The sequence below is a fragment of the Umezawaea sp. Da 62-37 genome, assembly GCF_032460545.1.
In the GTDB taxonomy this organism is placed as follows: domain Bacteria; phylum Actinomycetota; class Actinomycetes; order Mycobacteriales; family Pseudonocardiaceae; genus Umezawaea.
In genome coordinates this window covers 878,548-893,911 of record NZ_CP135965.1, presented here as the reverse complement: position 1 = coordinate 893,911, position 15,364 = coordinate 878,548, and the positions used below count along the sequence as shown (strand labels likewise).

Below are 15,364 nucleotides of genomic sequence, written 5' to 3'. Positions count from 1 at the left end.
GCCCGGTCGGCGCGCGTATGCGGGCTGCCGTGGACGAAGACCGCCGGATCAGACCGCGATTGGCGTGGTCGGCTGCAGCACCGACTCCACCAGCGCTTCGCTGCGCAAGTGGGCGACCGCTTGGTAGTCGGGGTCGCGGATCATGTCGACGAACGCCTGCCGACCGGGGTAGCGGACCAGCACGACCATGTCCCATGCTTGTCCGTCCTCGGCGACCAGCGCACGCCCACCGTCGCCCAGGTACTCCACGGTCAAGTCGTACCGCGCGTTGATCGACCGACCGAGCGCCTCGGCGTAGCGCTGGTAGCTCTCGCGGCCGCCGTCCGGCCGGAATCGCAGCAGGTTGAGCATCACGACCGGGCCACCGGGGTCGCCGGCGAGCAGCGCGTCGAGTTCGCGGTCGTCGATCTCGATCATCGGGAACCTCCTGGAGTGGGCATCCATACATCGGCCACTGTACGCATACTTGTTAATCGACACGCAAGTTACTTGCTCGGGTTCGACGGATGGACACGGGTCGACACGAGGAGCATCAGCACGTGGCGGTCGCGATGATCCCGGCGACGATCTGGCAGCCCATGGGGGAGGGGGCCATCACTGTGACGCCGCAGTGGGTGACGATCGACATGCGGACGACCCAGCAGATGTCCGGGTTGGCCTGCCCCTGCGGTCGATCCGTCCCCCGCGAGGACTACCCGCGACGTCCGCACTGGGGCTGACGAATCCGGTGCCCGTCGTCATTACCGTCGTGGCGGTGCCGGGCGATCCGGCGGCGACAACTCGTTTCGGGGGAAGCAATGACCGACAGCGTCGACGCACCAACCGGTCGTCGTGGAACGCCGCCATCGTCGACAGCCGGCCCGTGGGAACGGGTGTGCCGGGCAGGCTTGGTGGCCGCCACCGTCCTGATCGGACTGTTCGTCGCCCTGAACATCCGCGAACTGGGCCACACCGCCGCCGCGCGGCTCGCGGGCGACCACGACGCCTCCTACGAACTGCGTTGCGCGCCATCGGGTTTCGGCTGCAACCACCTCGACGCCACCGGGATGAGCGTGTTCGCGAAACTGGCGGTCACCTGCGGGGGCTGCCTGGTCACGCAGAGCATCACCTGGTCCCTCGTGCTGCTGCGCCGACGCGTGGACCGGCGCTGGCGTCCAGTGCTGACCCCGCTGGTTGCCGTGTTCTCGCTGGCCGTCTTCATCACAGGCGTCCTGGGGCACAGGGGAATGCGAGAACGGGCGACACTGCACGACGGCGTGCTCCACGTCGGTCCGAACGAGCGCGGGTACTCCTCCAAGCGCGGTTTCCGCTGCCATGACACGGATCCTGCTCGCCGACGACCACGAGCTCATCCGCGGCGGCATCCGGATGATCCTGCAGAGCCAGGACGACTTCGAGGTCGTCGGCGAGGCCGCGGATGGCTGTCGACCAGTTCGTGGCCCGGCCCGCGGCGGCGCAACGGCCGGACCTCCTCGATCTGCTGACGGAGCGGGAAACGCAGATCCTGCGGTTGGTGGCGGGCGGGGACAGCAACGCCGAGATCGCGTCCCGGTTGTTCGTCGGCGAGGCGACCATGAAGACCCACGTGTCGCGGATGCTCAACAAACTCGGTCTGCGAGACCGGGTGCAGGCCGTCGTGTACGCGTACGAGACCGGTGTGGTCACGCCTGGGGACAACTCCTCCGCTGGGTGACGCCAGACCGCGTCGCGGGGTGGATTCGGGTGACAAGTGCCGGAATACCGCTGACCTTCCCAGGTGTCGACGCGCCGGTCTTGGTGGTGCAGGAGCACTACGGTCGGGGAGGCGTTGTCGGGTCGTCGGCGTGGCGCGTGGCTGCCCAGCTGGCCAGGAGGCGCAGAGCGTCGTCGTCAGCGGAACCCGCTGGAGCGCTGAGCAAGGTCATGGTCAGCCCGGGGTCGGCGGTGAGCTGCACGGTTTCGAAGTGCAGGTCCAGGTCGCCGACGGCCGGGTGGTGGAACTGCTTGACGCCGGTGCGGTGCAGGCGCACGTCATGGGCGGCCCAGCGGGTCCGGAACTCCTCGCTGCGCGTGCACAGTTCGCCGACGAGGTCGGTCAGCGCTTTGTCGTAGGGGTCGCGGCCCGCTTCGGTGCGCATCATGGCGACGGTGTCCGTCGCGATGCGGTCCCAGTCGCGCCAGAAGTCGCGGGCGCGCGGGTTGAGGAACGCGAAGCGGGCGTGGTTCGCGGGTCGGTGCGGGTCGTCGAACATGGGCGCGTAGAGGACTTGGGCGAGGGTGTTGGCGGCGAGGACGTCGCCGCGGCCGTTGCCGACGAAGGCGGGCACCTCGGTCATCAGTTCCAGGACGCGCGCCACGCCGGGGCGGATCTGCGGGGCAGGGGTCTTGCGGCGTGCGCGGGTGGCGGGGCCGGCGGCGCGGGCCAGGTCGGTCAGGTGCGCCCGCTCGGCCTCGTCGAGCCGCAACGCGCCGGCGAGGGCGTCCAGGACGCTGTCGGAGACACCTGCGAGGTTGCCGCGTTCGAGCTGGGCGTAGTACTCGACGCTGACCCCGGCCAGATCGGCGACCTCGCTGCGGCGCAGCCCCGGCACCCGCCGGTTGCGGCTGTAGCCGGTCAGGCCCGCCTGCTCGGGGCTGACCTTGGCCCGGCGGGAGCTCAGGAAGGCTTTCACCTCGTCACGGTTGTCCACCCGCCCAGGCTAGGCCGGATCGTGCGGGTGAGCAGTGGGCTGTCAGCACACCTTCCAGCGGTGACTTCTCCGCATCCGCGGGAAGAGGTTCTCTGGGTATCGCCACCACGCGCCCGAGGACTTGGCGAGCACGGGTGTCGATCCGACGGAGGAAGAGGACATGGCGGAGAAGGAAGTGCTGCTCATCACCGGGGCCGGGCGTGGCATGGGCGTGGACATCGCCAAGGCGGCCTTGGGCGCTGGGTACGCGGTGGTCGCGACCGGCCGTGACCCGGAGAAGGTGACGAACGCGGTCGGCGCCACCGACGACCTGCTGGCGGTGCGGCTCGACGTCACCGACCCCGCCGACGCCCGAGCCGCGGCGCGGGCCGCCGTGGACCGGTTCGGCCGCATCGACGTGCTGGTCAACAACGCGGGCAACTTCCACGCCGGGTTCTTCGAGGAGATCACCCCCGAGGACTTCCGCGCCCAGGTCGAGACGAACCTGTTCGGCCCGCTCAACGTCACCCGCGCGGTGCTGCCCGTCCTGCGCGAACAGCGCTCCGGACTGGTCGTGACGATCTCCTCGACCGCGGGCATCGTCGGCGGGGAGTTCACCTCGGCGTACGCGGCGTCGAAGTTCGGCCTCGAGGGCTGGATGGAGTCGTTGGCCATCGAGGTCGCCGAGTTCGGCATCCGCACGATGATCGTGGACCCCGGCTTCTTCCGCACCGACCTGCTCACACCGGAATCCACCAGCTACGCGGAACCGGTGATCGCGGACTACGTCGAGCGCACGAAGCAGACCGTGGACACGTGGTCCGGTATGAACGGGTTGCAGGCAGGCGACCCCGCCAAGCTCGCCGCGGCGTTGATCGGGCTCATCGGGTCGGCTGAGCCGCCGCCGCGCTGGGCCGCGGGCGCCGACGCGGTCGCCACCCTGGAGCGGAAGGCGAAGACCTTGCTCGACCAGGCCGACACCCACCGCGAACTGTCCTCGTCACTCGCGCACGACGCCTGAGCACGCCGACCACATCACGATGGACAGCCGCCGCAGGCTCAGCAGTGAGAGCAGCCCGGACGGGGCAGTACCTCCCCGACGGGGAGGGCGCGTTGTACGGTCGTTCGGCCGCTCCTGAACCTCTCATCCGATCAAGGAACTCCATGCCCGTCCGACGCCTTGCCTCGTTGATGACCGCCGTCGCCCTGCTCGCGTCCGCGTGCTCCTCGGCGCCTGCCGCCCCCGCTGCACCGAAACCGGCTGCCACTGAGGCCGCACCGGAGGATCTGGTACCGGTGACGCTCGTGGTGCCGGAGGGGATGGGTGCCGCGCCGCTGGACGTGGCTCGGCAGGCGCTTGTGCCGAGTGGCTGGACCATGTCGGTGTTCGCGCGGGTCCCGTCGGCGCGGCTGGTCGCGTGGGCGCCGGACGGCACGCTGATCGTCTCGGTGCCGGGGAGCGGCACGGTGGTCCGGCTCACCCCTGGCGGAAACGGCACCGCGGCGGTGTCCGTGCTGCTGTCGGGATTGCGCCAGCCGCACGGGATCGCGTTCGCGGGTTCGACGCTGTACGTCGCGCAGACCCACCGGGTGGACGCCTACACCTACGCGGACGGCGCGGCGACGGATCCGCAACCGGTCGTCACGGGTCTGCCCGACGCCTCGACCCCGGAGCTGGGCGGCCAGTACGGGCACGTGTTGAAGAGCGTGGCCGTTGGCGGGGACGGGGCGGTGTACGTGTCGGTGGGGTCCACGGGCAACATCTCCGCCGAGGACCTGACGGCGACTCCGCCCCGTGCGTCGATCCTGCGTGTGCCGCCGGGTGGCGGGGCGCCGGAACCGTTCGCGGTGGGTGTGCGCAACGGCACCGGGCTGGCGATCGCCCCCGACGGCGCGGTGTGGACCGCGGTGAACAACCGGGACAACATCCAGTACCCGTTCGACCGTCCCTACGGCAACGCGCCGGAATCGTCGCTGGGACAGGTGATCCCGGAGTACGTGCGCGATCACCCGGTCGAGCCGCTCGCCAAGCTCACCCCCGGCCGGAACCTGGGGTGGCCGTACTGCAACCCCGACGCCGACGTCGACCCCGGTGTTCCCGGTAGCCCGCAGGACTTCTCGGACGTCCCGTACGTCCGGGACGTCCAGAACAACCCGGACGGCCGCCTGCTCGACTGCGCCGGGCTGCCCCCGGTGGAGCAGACCCTCCGAGGGCACTCCGCGCCACTGGGCCTGTCGTTCGTCGACGGCGGACTCCCCGGTGAGTACGCGCACGGCGCGCTGGTCGGTGTGCACGGCTCGTGGAACGCCTCACCGCCCAGGCCGCCGGAGGTGTCGTTCTTCCCGTGGCAGAACGGCGGACTGGCCGACCAGCAGACCCTCGTGGGCGGGTTCCAGGCCGCGGACGGGTCCAGGTGGGGTCGTCCGGTGGCCGCGGTGGTCGGGCCGGACCAGGCCGTCTACATCACCGACGACTCGGCCGGCGCCGTCTACCGACTGGCCCCACCGACGTGATGAACCAGGCACCTTGGCGCGTTCGTGTGGTGTCCACGAGCTGCGGCTGGGGTACCTCCTGGTAGGAGGGGGCGGGTGCCTGCTCCTCTAACGAAGGAGAGCGCTCTGATGTCCATCCCGAACTTGACGCTCAACAACGGTGTCGAGATGCCCGCCATCGGCCTCGGTGTCTTCCAGACCCCGCCGGACGAGACGCGCGCCGCCGTCGAGGCGGCGCTGTCGACCGGCTACCGGCACATCGACACCGCCGCCGCGTACGGCAACGAGCGCGAGGTCGGCGAGGCCATCGCCAAGTCCGGTGTGGACCGCGCCGAGGTCTTCGTCGAGACCAAGATCTGGATCAGCGACTTCGGGTACGACCAGACCCTGCACGGCTTCGAGAAGAGCGCGGGCAAGCTCGGGATCGACCGGATCGACCTGTTGATCCTGCACCAGGCGCTGCCATCGGAGTTCGACAAGACCCTCGACGCCTACCGCGCACTCGAGACGCTGCTGGCCGACGGCAAGGTCCGCGCCATCGGCGTCAGCAACTTCATGGTGGACCACCTCACCGGGCTGCTCGAGAAGGCGACGGTGGTGCCCGCGGTGAACCAGATCGAGGTGCACCCGTACTTCGCCCAGCGCGAGGTGCAGGAGTTCGGCGCGCGGCACGACGTCCTGTCCCAGGCGTGGTCGCCCATCGGTGGCATCACGTTCTACCGCGACGGCGAGCACACCAGCACCCTGCGGGACCCGGTGATCGGCGGGATCGCGGCCGCGCACGGCAGGAGCCCGGCCCAGGTGATGCTGCGCTGGCACCTTCAGCAGGGCCGCTCGGTGATCCCGAAGTCCACCAAGCCCGAGCGCATCGCGGAGAACTTCGACGTGTTCGACTTCGAGCTCACCGCCGAGCAGCTCGCCGCCATCGACGCCCTGGACACCGGCAAGCGCGGCGGCCCCGAACCCGCCGACATCACCCTCGAGTCCTTCGGCAGGCCGATCCCCGAAGCCTGACCGACCCGACCCCGCTGTCCTATCGGGACAGCGGGGTCTTCCCGCACGAGGACGGGCAGCACGGAGCAGAACCATGCGCACCCTCAGGCGATGAACGCCCGGTCAGGGGTTCTTCGACCGCGGTTGTGCGAGTTCCTGGGTAGCAGCCCAGCTGGCGAGCACCTTGAGGCCGTCGGCGGTGGGGCTGTCCGGGGCCGCGGTGTAGACGTTGAGGGTCAGACCGGGTTCGGAGGGCAGTTCCATCGACTCGAAGTTCAGGTCCAGCTGTCCCACGACCGGGTGACGCAGGCGCTTCTGGCCGCTGCGGTGGTACTGGACGTCGTGGGAGGCCCAGCGCTTACGGAAGACCTCGCTCCGCGTGGACAGCTCACCGACCAGTTCGATCAGCTTGCGGTCGTGCGGGGCGCGGCCCGCCTCGAGGCGGAGCATCGCCGCGGCGTCGTTGGCGATGCGGTCCCAGTCCACGAAGAAATCGGGCGCGGCCGGGTCGAGGTACAGGAACCGGGTCGTGTTCGCGGGCCTGCGCGGGTCGGCGAGCACGGGGGAGTAGAGGGCGCGGCCGAGGTGGTTCACGGCCACGATGTCGTGCCGGCCGTTGCGCACCCACGCCGGCGCGTCCCTGATGGCGTCGAGCACCTGCTGGACCACGGGGCGCACGGTGGTGGGCGGGGTCGTGCGCCTGCGTGGTCCGGGATCCGCGGCTCGGGCGAGGGCGAACAGGTGGTCGCGCTCGGCGTCGTCGAGTTGCAGCGCCCGGCTCACGGCTTCCAGGACGCCGTCCGAAGCGCCCGAGAGGTTGCCGCGTTCCATGCGGACGTAGTAGTCGATGGACACGCCCGCGAGCAGCGCGACCTCTTCCCGGCGCAGGCCCTTGACCCGCCGGTTGCCCCCGTAGGCGGGCAGGCCCGCCCGCTCCGGGGTGATGCGCGCCCGCCGCGAGCTGAGGAACTCCCGGACCTCGGCGCGAGGATCGATGTGGCCCATGAAATCCACAGTAGGCCGTGTGCGGAGGGTGGAGGAGGTACCGCCGTTACCCCGAACGAGGGGTCCTCCCACGCCCGCGCGGTCTTCGGCCGGTTCTGGTCCGATTCGCTGTTCGTGGCGGCCGGGAGGATCGCCATTCCGGTCGAGGTCATGCTCTGGTGGTGCTGTGCTCCCCAAGACGCACCAGGAACTGTCGCCGCTGGGATGAGGGGCGGGTGGAGGATGTTGTCCCGTCGGAGGCGACAGCGGTGATACTGCGGTCGTGATCCCCGTTCTGTGGCTGTGCGGTCCGCCTGGTGTCGGCAAGACCTGCGTCGCCTGGCGGGTCTACACCCATCTGCGTGAGGGCGGTGTCGCGGCCGCCTACGTCGACATCGATCAACTCGGCATGTGCTATCCGGAGCGCGACTCGGATTCCGGGCGGTACCGGTTGAAGGCTCGCAACCTCGCGTCGGTGGTGGCGAATTTCGCCGCCTTCGGCGCGACGTGCGTGGTGGTGTCGGGGGTCGTGGATCCGTCGTACCGGCCGGCGGTGCCGGGAGCGGCTGCGACGTTGTGCCGGTTGCGGGTGGATCGCGATGAGCTGGTGCGGCGGTTCCCGGGGCGTTCGGGGGGCGGGGGACCGGTTGCGGGCGTGGTGGCCAGTGCCGAGGAGTTGGACGCCGGCACGATCGCGGATCTGTGCGTGGACACCACCGGTCTGGCCATGCCCGAGGCGGTGGCGGCCGTGGAGGCGGCGACGGAGGGCTGGCGCACCGCGGCCGGCGCGCCACCGCCGTTGCCGGTGTTCGTTCCGACGGACGGCCAGGTCCTGTGGGTGAGCGGGGTACCAGGGGTCGGCACGTCGACGGTGGGTTACGCGATCTACGAGCGCACCCTGCGCTCTGGCCGCACGACGGGGTACCTGGACCTGCGGCAGATCGGGTTCGGTGCTCGCGGTCAGGTGGACCACCAGCTCCGGGCGGCGAACGCGGCGGCGGTGTGGCGGGCGTACCGGGATCTGGGCGCCGACGGGTTGGTGATCGTCGGTGGGATCGACGCGCACGGGGCGGAGGCGCACTACGCGAGAGCGCTGCCCGCCGCGACGCCGGCGGTGTGCCGCCTGCACGCGAACCGGGCTGATTTGGCCGACCGCATCCTGCCTCGCGGTGAGCGGGGCAGTTGGCCGCAGCCCGGCGACCCGCTGCTGGGTCTGCCGGTCGAGCGGTTGCGGCAGGTCGTGGAACGGGCGGTCGCGGATGGTGGGGAGCTGGAACTCGCCGAGACCGGTGTGCGGGTGGACAGCAGCGGGCTTGGCGTCGCCGAAACCGCCGATGCGGTCCTCGCCACGGGTGTGTGGCCGCTGCTGGAAAGCGGCCAAGGGCAGAAGTAGGCGCGCAGGGCGTTCAGAGGGCTGCTTCCGCGATCGGACTGATCCCGGCCGGTGGTGTCCTCGGCGGCAAAGCCATGTCGCGCAACGACTTCCCCGGACGCGACACCGGGAACGTCGTGGAGCGCGTGCGGGGGTCACCCCGTCCAGGCGAGCAGGGCCCCGTTGCGTTCCGGGTCGCGCAGCAGGCGCAGTGACTCCTTCTCCAGCTGCCGGATGCGCTCCTTGGTCAGGCCCAGTTCGGAGGCGACCTCTTGCAGCGTGCGTGCGCGGCCGTCGAGCAGGCCGTAGCGCTGGGTCATGATCCGCGCCTGCCGCGCGGGCAGCGTGTCGACCAGGGCGCGCAGTTCACCGGCGATGCCCTCCTGCTCGACCGCGTCGTGGGCCTGCACGGCGTCGGTGTCCTCGATCAGGTCGGCCACCGAGGTCCCGCCGTCGTCGCCGACCGGCGTTTCCAGGCTGATCGTGTTCCGCCCGGTCTTGCCCAGCTCGACGACCCTGGTCGTCGGCATCCTCGCCGCGGTGGCGACCTCGTCGACGGTCGGTTCGCGGCCGGACTCGACGCGCAGCCGCTGCTCGGCCTTCCGCACCTGCGTCAGCTCCTCGACCACGTGGACCGGCAGCCGCACGGTGCGGGTCTGGTCGGCCAGCCCGCGTTCGATCGCCTGGCGGATCCACCACATCGCGTAGGTCGAGAACTTGTACCCCTTGGTGTGGTCGAACTTCTCCACCGCGCGGATCAGGCCGAGGTTGCCCTCCTGCACCACGTCCAGGAACGGCAGGCCGCGCGACGAGTGCTTCCTGGCCACCGACACCACCAGGCGCAGGTTCGCCCGGATCATGTGGTCCTTCGCGCGCTCGCCGTTCCGCGCGACCGTTCGCAGCTCACGGGCGCGCTCGGCGCCCAGCGGTTCGTCCTCGCCGTCCTCGGCCCGCCGCAGCAGCTCGGCGGCGTACACACCGGCCTCGATCCGCTTGGACAGGTCGACTTCCTGCTCGGCGGTCAGCAGCGGCGTCGCGCCGACCTCCCGCAGGTAGTGGCCGACCAGGTCCGCGTCCGGTGACCACTCCCCGCGGGGAGTGCCGGACCGGATCGGGCGGTCCTCCATCGTCAACGACATGATCATCTCCTTGCCGGATCGCACCTGCGGTGATGTCGGGGATCGAAGTGGGGCGGTCCGCGACAACGGCGGTTCGTCACCCGTGCGCCGTGGAAGGGGCAGCACTGGTTCAACGGAACTACTACGACTCGCATTCCCGGATGGGGGCTGGTCGGCTCAGCGGTGCCGGTGATCCGACACACGTGGCTGCCCCGCATCACCAGACCGCGCCCGTCAGCGCGCTGGTGAGCGCCGTGATGTTCACGGGTGGGTGTCGGTGGGATCGCAGTCGGACGGCTGGGGTCGGCCCTGGGTTCGGCCAAGGCGTGCGGCGCGGTGTGGGTTCGCCATGCGGTCGCGCGCATGCGGCGAACTCCTCCGGGCCGACAACGGCTTCGGAATCCACTTGGTCGCGATCGCCGGTGGAGCCGGGGTCGAACCTGGTCGGAAGAAGAAGCGGTCATCGCGTTTGGGTGCCTTCTTCCCGGGAATTCCGGCCCGACAGGATCCGGGCTGATCACCAGGCAGTCGCGAAGCGTCCGTCCTGCGTCAGGTCAGTGCGTCCGCACCACCCCTCCAGCCCTCGCGCCTCTCCTTCCACGCCCCCGAGGAGGCCCCGTGCTACCACCCTTCGACCGGTTGGACCCACCGCGGACCCGCTCCGGAGTCCTCCTGACCACGAGCACGTCCCGGCGTCGCAACCGCACCGTGGTCCGCGTCGACGGTGAGGCGCGTGCCCGCGACGCCGGACGCCTGGAAGCCGAACTGCTCGCGGCGTGCGGGACCACCAAGCTGGTGGTCCTCGACTTCACCGGGCTGACCTTCCTGGGCGGGAAGGTCCTCACCGTGGTGCTCGCCGCGCACGAGGCGGCGAGCACGCGAGGACATCAACTGCGGCTGGTGGTGGACAGCCCGGCTGTGAGCGCTGTCCTGCGCGTGTCGGGCGTCGGCGCGCTGCTCGCCGTGTTCGGTTCCCTGCGGGACGCCCTCGCGGCGACAGGGTGACGGGTGTGGCCAACGGGTCCGGTCGAGGTGTGGAAATCGTCAGGACGGGTACGCCACGATTCGAGTGGGACGCTACGGGACGAGGTCGTGATCGTGGAGCGCGAGTTGCCGTTGGCCGACGAGCTGGCCGTGGTGTTCGCCAGGATGTCGGGGTTGCTGCTGTCGCAGGAGACGGTGGCCACGGCGCTGGAGCTGGTGGTGTCCTCGGCCGCCGAGGTCATCAGCGGCGCCGCTGGTGTCGGTGTCAGCCTCATGGACGACACCGGCCGGAGGATCACCGCCGCGGCGTCGGATCCGGTGGTCGGGCGGCTCGACCAGTTGCAGTACGACCTCGACGAAGGGCCGTGCCTGCAAGCCATGGCGGACGGCGTGGTGTGCCGGATCGACGACATGGGCACCGAGGCTCGCTGGCCGCGGTGGACCGCCCTCGCGGCGGGGGCGGGGACGTGCGCGACGATGAGCGTTCCGCTGGTCGCGGGGGACCGCTGCCTGGGCGCGATCAAGGTGTACGCCACCGAGGCCGCCGTGCTGGGCGACCGCGAGGAGAACCTCCTCGGGCTGTTCGCCGCGCAAGCCGCCGTGCTGGTGGCCAACGTGAAGGCCTACGACGATGCCCAGCGCTTCAGTGAACGCCTCACCGCGGCGCTGCGCGACCGCGACGCGGTGAACATCGCCAAGGGCGTGCTGATGGAACGCGAGCGCGTCGACGCGGACACCGCGTTCGCCTTGCTCATGTCCCTGTGCGAGCGCGATGCGAAGCCGCTGCACGACGTGGCGTGGGCGGTGCTGCGGTCGTCACGAGGGGAACTCCCGGAACGAGGAGCCGAAGTTGTCGATTGACGAAGCCGACCGCCGACGGCAGCTGGCGACGTGCGTCGAGCGGACCGGCCTGACCGCGGACGAGCTGTGGCTGCGGTACTTCGCCCTGGGCGGTGACGTGGGTCCGGTGGAGGTCGACGCCTACCTGCACGGCCTGATGACCCTGCCCGGAATCCAGTGCGACGTGCTCGCGCACGCGGTCAACGAACGGCTCGACGAGTTCGACTGGCTCCGCCGCGTCCCCTACAGCAGGCAGGTCAGGCAGGCCAAACCCGCCACGGGACCGCTGGTCGCGCTCGTGGATCTGCTCGACGGAGCGCACCGGGCCCCTCCCGAACGCCTGCCCGCCATCGCCGTGGCCGCGGGACGGGAACTGGGGGTGCGGCTGGACATCTACCTGGTCGACCGGCTGCAGCGGGTGCTGGTCCCCGTGCTGCCGGACTCCGGGCCGGAACTCCTCGACGTGGACACCACCCCCGCGGGGCGGGCGTTCCGGGAGTTGACCACCGTGATCACGACTCACAACGGGGACCGCAGGCTGTGGACGGTCCTGCTCGACGGCACCGACCGCCTCGGCGTCCTGGGCATCACCCCGGCCGACGAGGCCGAACTGCGCGATCCCAACCTGCGTGAGCAGTGCCGTTGGCTGGCGAGGCTCCTCGGCCACCTGATCGCCATCGCGGACAAGTACGGCGACGGCCTGAACGCGCCCCGGCAACGGCACCCCACCGACGCCGCCGTCGAACTGCTGCGGGACATGCGTCCACCGCTGACCGCGGGCACCGACGCGGTCGCGGTCGCCGCGGGCAGGGATTTCGGCGGCAGGCCCGGCGCCGACGCCTTCGACTACGCGTTGTCGGAGACCACGGCCCACCTGGCGATCTTCGACAGCGGGGCCGAGACCCCCGCGTCCGCGCTCGTCACGGCCTCCGTGCTCGCCGCCTACCGCAAAGCCCGGCGTGACGGCAGGCCCTTGGAGGACCAGGCACGTGCTGTCGACGAGGTGCTGAACACCGCGTTCGGGCCCGGGGAGCACGCGAGCGCCGTGGTGGCGGAACTCGACCTGGTCACCGGACGACTCGGTTTCCTCAGCACGGGTGCGGCCCGGCTGCTCCTCGTCCGCGACGGCCGGACGACGACGCTGAGCACCGGCACCTCGTGCCTCGAATCCGAGATCGCCGTCGAGCACCTGCGGCCGCGGGACTGGCTGCTCCTGCACACCGACGGCATGTCCGAAGCCCGTGATCGCGGAGGCAGGGCCTTCGGTCCGGAGCACCTCGGGGAACTCCTCGGGAAGGCGCAGACCACGGCCGAACCGCCACCGGAAGCGGTTCGGGGGATGCTTCGCGCCGTATTCGACCACCAGCACGGTGACCTGCGTGACGACGCGACCGTCCTGCTGGCCGCGTGGTCGGGTCCCGACGGCCCTCGGATCCGCTTGGAGCCGTGAATCGCGGTCATCTCCCGGACCGGGTCACCACGACCACCGGTTCGGGGGAACGGACCTCGGGGCGCGCTGGTGCGCACCCCGAGGTCTTCGGCGTTGTCCGTCACCCGGTCGGTTGCTCCGGGCCCGACCACGGGGGCACTTCCTCGGCGATCTCCAGGTACCGGTCCACCTCCTGGGGCGTGGGGTCGATGCCCGCCTCTTCGGCGAACTCCTCCGGGTCGACAGCGGTGTCCGGGTCCACCTGGTCGTGCTGGCTCATCGATCTGCCTCCGTTCGTGGTGCGCAGGATTACCCCGGCGGCGGGTCTTCACACCTCGCGGTCGCCGGGATCGCATGTCCTTCCGCGACGGGCGGCGATTACCCCGATCGGAACGCCACAAACGGGTCGCATGCGGGATTCGAGCCGCCATACCGGGATATCCCCGAACCATGGACCAGAACCGGAACCGGAACCCCAGTACGGGGACGATCACCGCGGCGGTCGAGCACCGCCCCCGTCGTCCCGTCCAGTCGTTCGCCCTGTTCGCGGGCTCCCTGTTCCTCCTGGTCGGCGTGCTGGGTTTCATACCGGGCATCACGTCGGGCTTCGGGGACATGACCTTCGCGGGCCCGCACTCCGGGGCGCTGCTGTTCGGCCTGTTCGCCGTGTCGGTGCTGCACAACCTGGTGCACCTGCTGTTCGGCGTCCTCGGGCTGCTCGCCGCCAGGGCTGCCGGCACCGCGCGGGGCTTCCTCGTGGTCGGTGGCGGCGTCTACCTGCTGCTGTGGGTCTACGGCTCGGCGGTCGGCGAGCACATGGCCGCCAACGTGCTGCCGTTCAACATCGCCGACAACTGGCTGCACCTGTGGCTCGGCGCCGGGATGATCCTGCTCGGGGTCGCGGCCACGGTGTCCGAGCGCTCCAAGGGCGAGTACCCGGAACCCGATCGGGTGCCTGACTAGATCGACCGCCCGGACAGCGCGCTTGGTGGCGGGCATGCTGTCCGGGAGGCCTTCCCGACCTCGGAGCACCGGCAAAGGGCATGTCGGAGCAAGCGGAGGAGTGTTGCGGGCGTGGACCCTTTGGAAGAGCGATCGTGAACGCCGAGGCCCGGTCGCACGAGGACCCGACTGGTGGGACCAGGTCCCCCTCCCAGGATCAGGCGCTCAGGGACAGCTCTCCTCGTGCCAGCAGGGCTTCGACCCATGCCGCCACGGCTCGTGGTGTGGCGTGAACCGGGCCGGTGAACCGCGAGACCTCCCGCAGCGGGCCACCGCCGGGGGACTCGACCACCGCGCGCCAGCCGTCGCGGTCGTTCCACACCAGGGCCAAGTCCTCGTCGGGGAACTCCCGCAGCCGACCGTCGATCGCCAGGTACAGCGAACACGGGCGCTCGGCGTCCACGCACGAGCTCTCGCCGCTCAACCCCAGCACTTCGCCCACCGCCGCCGCGTACCGCCGCAACCGCCGGGTTACCTCGTCCTCGAATTCCCAGTCCATGTCATCGACCGCCTCACCAGGCGCTCGGCCGTGAGCGCCGATCTCGGATTACCCGCGGGAAGACCGCGCAACCCACCCTGTCGTCCACATCGGCCGATACCTGTGAACGCCCCACGACCACTTCCGCTTGGAGTTCGACGTCACCCCGGTCTGAACGGGGCGTCCGCGGTTCGGTGAAGGGATGGCGAGGCGATGAGCGAGCCCGAGGAGTGCGAGCAGGCGCGGCTGAAGCGCAACCTCAACGAACTGCTGCAGGAGTTGAGGATCGCGCAGGCGGGTGTGCAGATCCTGTTCGGCTTCCTGTTGTCCATCGTGTTCACCGAGCGGTACCGCGAGGTCGACCAGTACGTCCGGACGACCCACCTGATCACGGTCCTGTTCGCCGCCGCCTCGGTCGTGCTGCTCACCGCCCCGGTGGCGTGGCACCGCGTGCTGTTCCGCCGCGGCAGGCGGGAGGACGTCATCGAGATCGCCCACCGGTTCGTCCTGGTCGGTCTGGGCACCTTGGCCGCCACGATGACCGGCACCGTGCTGCTGCTCGCCGAGGTGATCGTCGGCGGGTGGATCGGGATCGCCTTCGGGGTGGCGGCCGCCATCGGGTTCGCTTCGCTGTGGTTCGTCCTGCCGTGGCGCGAACGGCGCCGCGACACCGCCGAATCCAGTGCGTACCTGGACCGGGTGAAAGCCTGCGACTACTGATTGCAGAGGGCTATATCGATGCTACTTTCCGCTTATGCATGCTTTCAACGGCATCGCGCAGCTCACGATGCCCGAGTTGAAGGTTGTCAAGACCCACGTCACCTCGGTCGACTCGCAACGATGCAGTTCACCCGCTCATTCACCCTGGCGCCGATCCCCGGCCAGCCCGGCGGGTACTTCGTCCACAACGACATCTTCCGCCTCGTCATGGCCTAACGGCCCCAGCCGGTGTCCATGCGGCGGGTGCGGATTCGCCGATCTGCCCGTTGTGGCCGCCGGACGGCCAAGTGCTTCGGGGCGATC

Annotated in this window: 19 protein-coding genes; 13 read left to right on the top strand and 6 right to left on the bottom strand. The window is 70.4% G+C overall.

The annotated features are described in order from the left end of the window. Window positions 1-48: 48 nt before the first annotated feature. On the bottom strand, window positions 49-417 hold the full coding sequence (locus RM788_RS03815; RefSeq protein ID WP_315930085.1) for a DUF1330 domain-containing protein: 369 nt from the start codon (window positions 415-417) through the stop codon (window positions 49-51). 122 nt (window positions 418-539) lie between these two features. Between RM788_RS03815 and RM788_RS03810 the strand changes: the two genes are divergently transcribed. From RM788_RS03810 to RM788_RS03805, 3 genes are all read left to right on the top strand, one after another. Continuing rightward, window positions 540-719, top strand: a complete 180-nt coding sequence (locus tag RM788_RS03810) for a hypothetical protein (protein ID WP_315930084.1) — start codon at window positions 540-542, stop codon at window positions 717-719. 171 nt (window positions 720-890) lie between these two features. Next, window positions 891-1,484: a hypothetical protein gene (locus RM788_RS52835; RefSeq protein WP_399343031.1), complete on the top strand. Its 594-nt coding sequence runs from the start codon at window positions 891-893 to the stop codon at window positions 1,482-1,484. After that, window positions 1,418-1,693, top strand: a complete 276-nt coding sequence (locus tag RM788_RS03805; protein WP_399343030.1) for a helix-turn-helix domain-containing protein — start codon at window positions 1,418-1,420, stop codon at window positions 1,691-1,693. Before RM788_RS52835 ends, RM788_RS03805 begins: the two co-directional genes overlap by 67 nt. A gap of 97 nt (window positions 1,694-1,790) precedes the next feature. Here the strand turns inward: RM788_RS03805 and RM788_RS03800 are convergent, their stop codons facing one another. Beyond that, window positions 1,791-2,669 carry a helix-turn-helix domain-containing protein gene (locus tag RM788_RS03800; protein ID WP_315930083.1) on the bottom strand — a complete coding sequence of 293 codons (879 nt, stop codon included), beginning with the start codon at window positions 2,667-2,669 and terminating at the stop codon, window positions 1,791-1,793. A gap of 160 nt (window positions 2,670-2,829) precedes the next feature. Between RM788_RS03800 and RM788_RS03795 the strand changes: the two genes are divergently transcribed. The 3 genes from RM788_RS03795 to RM788_RS03785 all read left to right on the top strand — a co-directional run bounded on the left by RM788_RS03795 (window position 2,830) and on the right by RM788_RS03785 (window position 6,155). Further along, window positions 2,830-3,669 carry an SDR family oxidoreductase gene (locus tag RM788_RS03795; RefSeq protein ID WP_315930082.1) on the top strand — a complete coding sequence of 280 codons (840 nt, stop codon included), beginning with the start codon at window positions 2,830-2,832 and terminating at the stop codon, window positions 3,667-3,669. 275 nt (window positions 3,670-3,944) lie between these two features. After that, window positions 3,945-5,162 carry a PQQ-dependent sugar dehydrogenase gene (locus RM788_RS03790; protein ID WP_315930081.1) on the top strand — a complete coding sequence of 406 codons (1,218 nt, stop codon included), beginning with the start codon at window positions 3,945-3,947 and terminating at the stop codon, window positions 5,160-5,162. Window positions 5,163-5,270: 108 nt separating this feature from the next. Further along, a complete protein-coding gene (locus RM788_RS03785; RefSeq protein WP_315930080.1) occupies window positions 5,271-6,155 on the top strand; it encodes an aldo/keto reductase in 885 nt (294 codons plus the stop codon). A gap of 102 nt (window positions 6,156-6,257) precedes the next feature. Here the strand turns inward: RM788_RS03785 and RM788_RS03780 are convergent, their stop codons facing one another. Further along, on the bottom strand, window positions 6,258-7,139 hold the full coding sequence (locus RM788_RS03780) for a helix-turn-helix transcriptional regulator (RefSeq protein WP_315930079.1): 882 nt from the start codon (window positions 7,137-7,139) through the stop codon (window positions 6,258-6,260). 262 nt (window positions 7,140-7,401) lie between these two features. On the opposite strand from RM788_RS03780, the gene RM788_RS03775 reads away from it, so the two are divergent. Then, window positions 7,402-8,511, top strand: a complete 1,110-nt coding sequence (locus tag RM788_RS03775) for a hypothetical protein (protein ID WP_315930078.1) — start codon at window positions 7,402-7,404, stop codon at window positions 8,509-8,511. A 134-nt stretch (window positions 8,512-8,645) separates the two neighbouring features. Here the strand turns inward: RM788_RS03775 and RM788_RS03770 are convergent, their stop codons facing one another. After that, a complete protein-coding gene (locus RM788_RS03770; RefSeq protein ID WP_315930077.1) occupies window positions 8,646-9,629 on the bottom strand; it encodes a sigma-70 family RNA polymerase sigma factor in 984 nt (327 codons plus the stop codon). 618 nt (window positions 9,630-10,247) lie between these two features. On the opposite strand from RM788_RS03770, the gene RM788_RS03765 reads away from it, so the two are divergent. The 3 genes from RM788_RS03765 (at window position 10,248) to RM788_RS03755 (ending at window position 12,882) form a co-directional block, all read left to right on the top strand. After that, on the top strand, window positions 10,248-10,613 hold the full coding sequence (locus RM788_RS03765) for an STAS domain-containing protein (protein WP_315930076.1): 366 nt from the start codon (window positions 10,248-10,250) through the stop codon (window positions 10,611-10,613). 93 nt (window positions 10,614-10,706) lie between these two features. Then, window positions 10,707-11,453 carry a GAF and ANTAR domain-containing protein gene (locus RM788_RS03760; protein WP_315930075.1) on the top strand — a complete coding sequence of 249 codons (747 nt, stop codon included), beginning with the start codon at window positions 10,707-10,709 and terminating at the stop codon, window positions 11,451-11,453. Continuing rightward, window positions 11,443-12,882 carry a PP2C family protein-serine/threonine phosphatase gene (locus RM788_RS03755; protein ID WP_315930074.1) on the top strand — a complete coding sequence of 480 codons (1,440 nt, stop codon included), beginning with the start codon at window positions 11,443-11,445 and terminating at the stop codon, window positions 12,880-12,882. Before RM788_RS03760 ends, RM788_RS03755 begins: the two co-directional genes overlap by 11 nt. Before the next feature lie 100 nt (window positions 12,883-12,982). Here RM788_RS03755 and RM788_RS03750 read toward each other — a convergent pair whose 3' ends face one another. Continuing rightward, window positions 12,983-13,141: a hypothetical protein gene (locus RM788_RS03750; RefSeq protein ID WP_315930073.1), complete on the bottom strand. Its 159-nt coding sequence runs from the start codon at window positions 13,139-13,141 to the stop codon at window positions 12,983-12,985. Window positions 13,142-13,311: 170 nt separating this feature from the next. On the opposite strand from RM788_RS03750, the gene RM788_RS03745 reads away from it, so the two are divergent. Further along, window positions 13,312-13,824, top strand: a complete 513-nt coding sequence (locus tag RM788_RS03745) for a DUF4383 domain-containing protein (protein WP_315930072.1) — start codon at window positions 13,312-13,314, stop codon at window positions 13,822-13,824. A 196-nt stretch (window positions 13,825-14,020) separates the two neighbouring features. Here RM788_RS03745 and RM788_RS03740 read toward each other — a convergent pair whose 3' ends face one another. Then, window positions 14,021-14,362, bottom strand: coding sequence for a DUF6292 family protein (locus tag RM788_RS03740; protein WP_315930071.1), 342 nt, complete (start codon window positions 14,360-14,362; stop codon window positions 14,021-14,023). A 192-nt stretch (window positions 14,363-14,554) separates the two neighbouring features. Between RM788_RS03740 and RM788_RS03735 the strand changes: the two genes are divergently transcribed. Together RM788_RS03735 and RM788_RS03730 are read left to right on the top strand one after the other, a co-directional pair. Further along, window positions 14,555-15,061 carry a DUF6328 family protein gene (locus tag RM788_RS03735; protein ID WP_315930070.1) on the top strand — a complete coding sequence of 169 codons (507 nt, stop codon included), beginning with the start codon at window positions 14,555-14,557 and terminating at the stop codon, window positions 15,059-15,061. Between the two features lie 120 nt (window positions 15,062-15,181). Next, window positions 15,182-15,277 (top strand): ketosteroid isomerase family protein, encoded by a 96-nt coding sequence (locus RM788_RS03730; RefSeq protein WP_315930069.1) that lies wholly within the window; start codon window positions 15,182-15,184, stop codon window positions 15,275-15,277. Window positions 15,278-15,364 lie beyond the last annotated feature (87 nt).